The organism is Streptomyces sp. H27-C3 (assembly GCF_030063415.1).
Classification (GTDB): domain Bacteria; phylum Actinomycetota; class Actinomycetes; order Streptomycetales; family Streptomycetaceae; genus Streptomyces.
On sequence record NZ_JASITA010000088.1, the window covers coordinates 1 to 7274 of the forward strand.

Below are 7274 nucleotides of genomic sequence, written 5' to 3' on the forward strand. Positions count from 1 at the left end.
GCCCCTCTTGCGAGACCCGCGCATCCTGGGCCGCCGGTCCGCGGTCGGTCCACTCGACCGGCAACGTCATACTCGCCCCGGTCCCGGTGTCGACCACGAACATCCGCTTGCCGCCCCGCTTCATCGAATACAGAACCTCGACACTGCGGCCGCCGAGAGGGTGGAAGGGGTGCGTCACCTTCAACAATCCCGAGTGCTGACTGGGAGAAGTGGCTGTATGCCGCCTCCGTCCCCGTAATTCGAGACCGTGCCAACCAGGCGCGAGTTAAAAACGCCCTTGAACCCGAATGGGAAGCTCACTTCGAGGGTCGTAGCTACGGGTTTCGGCCTGGGCGGAGTTGCCACGATGCGATCGAAGCGATCTACAACGTGGTGGGACCGAGGGCAACCCGGAGGCTCGTCGTCCTCGACGCGGACCTTTCGGCAGCCTTCGACCGGATCAGTCATGACCACCTCTTGAGATCTGTTGGCCTGTTCCCAGGTCGCAAGCTCATCCACGGGTGGCTCAAGGCTGGAGTCTTTGATCAGGGAAGTTTCAGCAAAACGACTGAAGGCACCCCCCAAGGGGGAGTCATCAGTCCCTTGCTGCTGAACATCGCCCTGCATGGAATGGGTGATGCAATCGGTGCGAACACATGGAAATCGCGCAGGAATGACTCACCGGCACTCATTCGGTACGCCGATGACTTCGTCGTGCTCTGCACTTCGGAACGGGAGGCGTGGGATTGTAAGAGCACCCTCGCCGCCTGGCTGGCACCGAGAGGGCTGTCCTTCAACGAGGAAAAGACTAAAGTCTGCCACCTCGAAGAGGGGTTCGACTTCTTGGGATTCAACATCCGTCGCTATCAGGGCAAGCCAATCATCAAACCGAGTGATGAAGCAGTACGGCGCGCCAGGAAGCGGATCAAGGAAACAGTCAGGATCTATCAGGGTTCAACGGTAGAAAACCTGGTAAGCGCCCTTGATCCGTTCGTACGCGGCTGGTCCACGTACTACAGGCACGCCGTCTCCTCAACAACGTTCCAAAAGCTCGACACCTACACCTACGAGTGCCTGTGGCGCTGGGCGTGCAAGCAGCACCGCACGAAGTCAGGGCGCTGGATCACTCAGCGGTATTGGGGTCAGTACAGGCCAGGAAGGACGGCAAAGTGGATCTTCGGGAATCCGGAACGCCACGTGTCGAAATTCGCCTGGACGAAGATCGTCCGACACACCCTAGTGAAAGGAAATGCATCTCGGGACGACCCAGAGCTTACAGAATACTGGTTGAAACGAGCCCGGAAGCGGCTACCGCAGGTCGAGACGAAGAAGATCGTCACTCTTGCGGCCCGCCAGAAGGGACTGTGTACCAAGTGCGGTACGGACCTGATCGAGGGCGCGGGGTACGACCCCGAAGACGTCAGCGATTGGGCGAGGTGGTTCTCAGCCAATTCACGCGGCATCAATGTGCACCACACCGTGTACCGCAGCCAAGGCGGATCTGATCGCCTGAGCAACTTGGAAGTCATACACACGTCGTGTCATCGGTTGCACCATGCCGAAGACCGAAAGAGGACTTCTCGTTAGAGGCCGACATGTCTGCTTGAGCCGTGTGCCGTGAAAGTGGCAAGCACGGTTCTGAGGGGGGTCCCGCGCAGCGATGCGCGGGACCTACCCGACCACGCAGCTGCTCGCCGGGACCGACGACGTGTACGACCCGCAGGGCGACGTCGTCGTCCAGGCCGAGCTCGCCGCCGCCGCCGCAGCCGCCGCCGCCCGGGAAGCAGAGCTGCGCGAAGTGATGCGGATCGCGGCCCGCGCCGCCGAGCTCCAGGCGCTGCGCGAGCTCGGCACGCTGAAGCAGGCGGAGCCCCGCGGTGGCGACGAAGCCGTCCGTGACGAGCTCACCCGGCGAGCCGGCGGGTACGTCCAGGCCGACGTCGACGGCTGGCTCGCGCACGCCCTGGCCGCGCACCTCGGGCATTACCGCGACCCGGCCGCCCGCGAGGAAGCCGCCAGCCTCCTGACACCTCCGGTCCTCGCGCACGCCGCGCTGCTCACCGAACTCGCCCTCCTGGTCCCCGGCGCCGACGTCGACGAGCTGGCGTTCGCGGCCCTGATCGCCACCACCGAGCCCGAAGCCGCCGACGCCCTCGCCGCGTTTCTCACCCGCGCCCGCTCGTAGCGCCGCACTCGCGGCCCGCTCCGGGCGCATTCTGGGGATCACCCGCCGCGCCTGGCACAGGCCGGACATCATGAAGGCGTGGCCGACAACACCCTGCATCTGAAGTACGAACAGATCGACCTGCGCACGGCGAACCTGTCCGGTGCCCTGATGGGGCTCTCGGACAGGCTCCGGGCCTTCTGTGACGGAAGGGTTCTGTACAGCGGTGACGAACTGTCCGGCAGGGCGCAGGAGATGAACGCGATCGTGGCGCGATGCGCCGCGCTGGATGCGATGCGTCAGGCCTACCGGGACCTGGTGCCGGACGTTCCGGAAGATGACTGAGCAGCCTTGCCACTGGACGCCCGCGATCACCGAGGGTGACTGTCACGCTGTCACGCTCGGGGTGTCACGCACCCCTGATCCGGCTGTCACGCTGAGGTGTCACGCTGCCGATTCGGCCCGCAACCACGGGGCCGACCCCCGAATTTCGGCCTCGCGCCGATCAGCGTGACACCGCTCCCGTCCCGACTACGGTCCGTGTCCGCTGCCGGATTCGGCCGGAGAGGTCCCGGGCCCGACGGCCCGGCGATACCGTGGTGGCACACCGCCAGTTCTGCCCTCTGGAGCCCTCGATGAGCGAACAGCCGGCCGCCCCTGCTGACACCGCCGCCCGGCAGCTGGAGCCCGCGGCGGCCGAAGCGGTCCGCGCGTACGCGGTCAAGACCCGCGCCGACGCCGACCGCCTCGCCGCCGTCCTGGAAGACATCGCCACCAACGGCCTGCCCGACCCCGAGCAGTGCACCCCCTGGGAGGAACTGCGCGAAGCCCACCTCACCCGCCTCGCAGCCCAGCGCCCGGCCGTCGCCTGATGCCCAGGCAGCACGGCCCGCGCCGCGCCCGCATCACATTCTCCGACTCCGCCGCCAAGCAGCTGGAGAACATCACCAGCGAGGCGGACATCCACGCCCTGGACCGCGCCCTGGTCGTCATCTCCGTCGACCCCGACGTCGGCGAACCGCTCCCCGGAACCTCCGCCGGCCCCCAGCTGCGCGAGTACGCCGACGACGTCGAACGCGTCAGGATCTTGTACTGGATTTCAGTTCTTCAGACCGTGGTCGTCGTCGCGTACATCGAGGTCTGACCCGACCTCCTGGACCAGGCCGACCGCGTGCTGCTCGCCCGGGTCGAAGAAGCCGGCGCCGACGGCGAGGACGGTCCGCTGCAGACCACCATGTTCATCGTTTGGTGAGGGATCGGGTCCCTCGTTTGGTGAGGGATCGCTCGCGTAAGAGGAAGACGTAGGACTGACCGACCAGATGACGAGCGCGCTCTTCTCACCCGCCGTAGGCGAAGTACCGGTAGGTGAAGCTGTGGAAAACCCGGCTGACGCGACTGCGCGCACGGATGCGCTGGGTGGTCTCGCGCTGCGCGCGGATGAGATCGGCCGTCAGCTGAAGAACGGGTCGGCACCCGGCCTTGCACCCCTGCACCCATCCCCGGGTGCTTCTCGGGGCGCCGCTCCAGGAGCCGCGGCCGGCGGTTCGTCGCGGGCCGGATTCGCAGCCGTTCTTGCACCCCATCAGTAGGTAGTACAGGTAGTACCTATGTGCAGGTTGTAGATCTCTCCCCCCTGAGAACGAAGCTCGCCACGCGGGCACCCCTCACCCGCTCACCTGCACCGACGCCCGGCCACCACCCGGCCCGCATGATCCTTCCTGGCGCTGTACGGCCGCCTGCGGCGTTTTGACGCCCTCTGGACTCCCCGACTGCGGCGAGAGGCCCCAGAGGCGCTCACAGCGGCGCACAGCGGTTCGAGCGGGCAGAGGGCCCCGGACTCGCGGCCACGGCCCCAAGGACCGCGTCGCCGCGCCTTCCCTCCCGGAGCCGCACCCTCGCCGTTCCCGGCCCGAGCTCTGCTCTCAGGGGGGAGGGAGTTCAACCCGCAGATAGGCACTACAAGTACTTACCTACATTGGGGTGCAAGACCGATCCCGCCAGACCCCCGGCGTCGAGGGTCGTCACCAGCCGGTTGCAGCGCCACCGTGCTGCCCGGCCCACGACGTCCCGCTGCTCCTGGTGGTGAGGGTGCAAGGACGTCTGCTGCAAGTCCGCTGAGGTGTGCAGCAGAGTGGAGCGCAGTATTCGCACGGCTCAGGCGGCACACGGGCGCTGCACGGGTAGCAAGGTCAACCTCACCGGTGCAGCCGATGGCCGCTGCACCGGAGGCCGCCGTACGGGCGCGGCTGCTGCAACCAGGTCGCCGACCGTGGGCAGGAATGTGCCCCTGGTGCACATTCCTGTGCACCAGGGGCACATTCCGCGGGTGGTTATCACCCGGGGGTGATGACCGGCGCTATCCGGCGGCCCGGACTCCTTCGTGGGCCCGCTGCTCGGTTCCGATAGCAACGGCGACGTCCAGCACGAGATCCTGGAGGCCCTGCGCCGGGGCGCACCAAAGGGCTCCTTCCCCGAAGTGAAGGCCCCGCCGACGCCGCGCATTTGTACATGCTGGCGTGGCGCTTTGGTGTCGACGTCGGCACACCGGTCTCCATAGAAATGTGCCCTGAACTGCAACGATGCCATGTTGTACAAGCTGGGTTGTCTAACACCCAGCACCTCTCGGGCAAGGCTCCGCGGCCCCCGGCCGCTCGATAGCCGTGGCCTCGGGAGCCAACCGCCGTTTGTTCTGGAGATCCAGACAAACCGGTTTACCTGGTGCTACCGCTCACCCGAGCCGCGCGCCGCCGCCCTGCGGCTTTCCCCTGGAGGGGAACGGTGTATCGCTCCGGGCACGAGAACGGCGCCGCACCAGGGGGTGCAGCGCCGTGTTGCCGTGGCCGGCGGTGGTCAGTGGACGCTCTTTAGGTGGGTCGGCTTGGAGATGGGCGTGACGTTGCCCTTGGCCTTCGCTTCGGCCTTGCGAGCCTTCTCGTCCAGGTGGAGCTGGAAGCGGCGTTCGTACTCGTCCTCGAAGTCGCCGACGTCCAGCCTCATGTCCCGGGGCAGGGCCTTGACGGCGCGCTGCTGCTCGCGGGGATCGTTGAAGGCGGCGATCATCGGGTGGAGCTGGAAGCGCCCGCGGCGGACCACGGTGACGAGCCGGGCGGCGACCAGGTGCTGCATGGCCCGGCTGATCATGCCGCGCTCCATCGCGAGTCCGGTGGCGAGTTCGTCGTGCGTGGCGACGACCAGGCCGCCCTGCTCCTGCTCGCTCATCATGTGCAGCAGGAGCGTATAGGCGGTGGGGGGCAGCCGCGGCACGTATGCGAGACCGTTGAAGCTGCCCCACAGCACGTTGCGTCGCGGAACCCATTCCTCTGCGGCAGCGGACGTCATGACGTGGCCTTCCCTTCCCCATCCGACTCCTTGCGCACTTCCAGCTTCGCGCCAGGAGCGGCCATCGCCCGGAACGCGTCGGGCGCGTCCGGGTCCTCCATGATCTCGCGCAACAGGTCCAGCTGCTCCACCCTGTCGCTCGTACCCACCTTGGAGCGCTTCTTCTCGCCCTTCCGCGGTTCCTTGAGCCCGCCCCTGAGCGACGCGGCCGGGTTCAACTGGTAGATACCCCGCTGGACCTTGCGCAGCGCCCCGTCGGCCTCCAGGACGTTGAAGACGCGGCTGATGTGGGGACGGCTGTACCCGAGGTCCGCGGCGACGTCCTCGTGGGTGGCCTCGATCAGGCCGCCGGGCTTCTGCGATCCCATGAGGGTGAACAGCACCACGAGGACGAACCGGTCGGCGTCGTACCGGACGGCGGCCCAGCGCATGAACTCCAGGCTGTCCATGGAGAACGCCTCGCCGATGAACCCCGTGCTGGAGCCCACCGGGAAGACCTGGGCAGCATGGCCGGCGGGCAGCTCGATCGTGGAGCCGGAGGACCGGTTGTACGCGGTGGGCGGCGGCTTCGGGCGTCGCCGGCGACGGGACGGCGCGCCAGGCAGCTTCGGCGCTGCGCTGCCGTCCAGGGGCCCTGAGCTCATGGGGTCGCTGTCTCCTTGATCGTCGTAATGTCAGAACCCTAGCGGGGAACCGTGGCAGTAGTGCCACCAAAACGCGGCAGCGCCGACACCAAAGTCAGCCGAAGGTCAGCCCTGGACTGACCTTCGGCTCCGAACCGGTGTCGAGCGGCGAACTGACGCACCGCACGTCGCTTGGTGGCACTACTGCCACGAAACGATGTTGTTGGGTCAGGACCGTCTGACATCCCGACCGAGATATGTCAGCCCAGGGCTGACATATCTTTTGGAATCCAGCTCGCTGACCTGCGGAAACGTGCGGCTCTTATCTCTAGAGCGTGCGCGCGCGTGATACCGGTTCTCCCCACCGTGATCAAGCATCGCCACGCCGTGGAATCCGCCCATCAGCAGCAGCCTCCGAGTCCGCCGGCCGGACCCCGTCGTGGCGCGCGCGGCTCCGCTCTCAGCCCCGTCGGCCCACTGCGGGCCGTGGAGGGTAGCAGCGGCTCTGAGTCTCGGGTGGTGCCGACCGTGACGCTCAAAAGCATGGAAGCGTGGCCGGTGCCGGTGAACGGTTCCGCCGCCCGGCCCCGGGGGCCGTTCGGCTCCGGTACCTCCGCACGCCGGAATTCAGCCTTTCCCATATCTGGCGTACCGTTCGGTGGCTCGGGTCCGCAGCTTCCCAATTCGTTATTCCTCGCGCGAGTGGGGGAAACCCAATTCCGGGGCTGACCTCGCATCAAAAGCCGCGCCCCGCCCGCGTGGTTGGGGGGTGTCCCGTGTTTCCGCCAACGGTACATGCTGCATCTACCCGATGCACACGCTATACTGGAACCCACACCAACGAGTGACACCCACCCCCGCGCAGCCAGCCCGCCCGCGCAGTGGGCCCCAAGGTTCTGGAGGCGCAGCCGGAAGGACCGTCAGGCGGGGGAGCGCAGCGGACCCGCCGGGAGCGCCCCGCGCTCCCCCAACTCCCCTACAGGAGACCACACTAGCCGCACCTGCCACCCCGTCAGCACCGCCCACGCGCCGCACGGCCAGCCGGGCGCGCAGCGACCGGCCCCACTCAACTCCTGGAGCGCAGCGGAGGGAGTTGGCCCGTGCACCGCACGGGCACGGGAGCGCAGCGACCGTTCCCCTTGCACATCGCGCAGCGATGTGGTACCCGC

At 67.2% G+C, this 7274-nt stretch carries 8 protein-coding genes; 5 read left to right on the forward strand and 3 right to left on the reverse strand.

Features of this window, described 5'->3' with window-relative positions; all coding sequences use genetic code 11:
- Window positions 1-178: DUF5372 family protein (locus QMK30_RS39035; RefSeq protein ID WP_502963312.1), on the reverse strand; the 178-nt coding region annotated here is incomplete at its 3' end.
- A 35-nt stretch (window positions 179-213) separates the two neighbouring features.
- Between QMK30_RS39035 and QMK30_RS37845 the strand changes: the two genes are divergently transcribed.
- The 5 genes from QMK30_RS37845 (at window position 214) to QMK30_RS37865 (ending at window position 3287) form a co-directional block, all read left to right on the forward strand.
- Window positions 214-1566 (forward strand): group II intron reverse transcriptase, encoded by a 1353-nt coding sequence (locus QMK30_RS37845; protein ID WP_502963313.1) that lies wholly within the window; start codon window positions 214-216, stop codon window positions 1564-1566.
- A 73-nt stretch (window positions 1567-1639) separates the two neighbouring features.
- Entirely contained in the window at window positions 1640-2164 is a 525-nt protein-coding gene (locus QMK30_RS37850) for a hypothetical protein (protein ID WP_283522872.1), read from the forward strand.
- Window positions 2165-2242: 78 nt separating this feature from the next.
- The gene (locus QMK30_RS37855; RefSeq protein ID WP_283522873.1) at window positions 2243-2488 is read left to right on the forward strand and encodes a hypothetical protein; all 246 of its coding nucleotides are present in this window, start codon (window positions 2243-2245) and stop codon (window positions 2486-2488) included.
- Window positions 2489-2778: 290 nt separating this feature from the next.
- Window positions 2779-3015, forward strand: coding sequence for a hypothetical protein (locus QMK30_RS37860; protein WP_283522874.1), 237 nt, complete (start codon window positions 2779-2781; stop codon window positions 3013-3015).
- Window positions 3015-3287, forward strand: a complete 273-nt coding sequence (locus tag QMK30_RS37865) for a hypothetical protein (protein WP_283522875.1) — start codon at window positions 3015-3017, stop codon at window positions 3285-3287. Before QMK30_RS37860 ends, QMK30_RS37865 begins: the two co-directional genes overlap by 1 nt.
- A gap of 1706 nt (window positions 3288-4993) precedes the next feature.
- On the opposite strand, the gene QMK30_RS37870 is transcribed toward QMK30_RS37865, so the two are convergent.
- Window positions 4994-5482 carry a hypothetical protein gene (locus tag QMK30_RS37870; RefSeq protein WP_283522876.1) on the reverse strand — a complete coding sequence of 163 codons (489 nt, stop codon included), beginning with the start codon at window positions 5480-5482 and terminating at the stop codon, window positions 4994-4996.
- Window positions 5479-6126, reverse strand: a complete 648-nt coding sequence (locus QMK30_RS37875; protein WP_283522877.1) for a helix-turn-helix domain-containing protein — start codon at window positions 6124-6126, stop codon at window positions 5479-5481. The genes QMK30_RS37870 and QMK30_RS37875 overlap by 4 nt, the downstream gene beginning before the upstream one ends.
- Window positions 6127-7274 lie beyond the last annotated feature (1148 nt).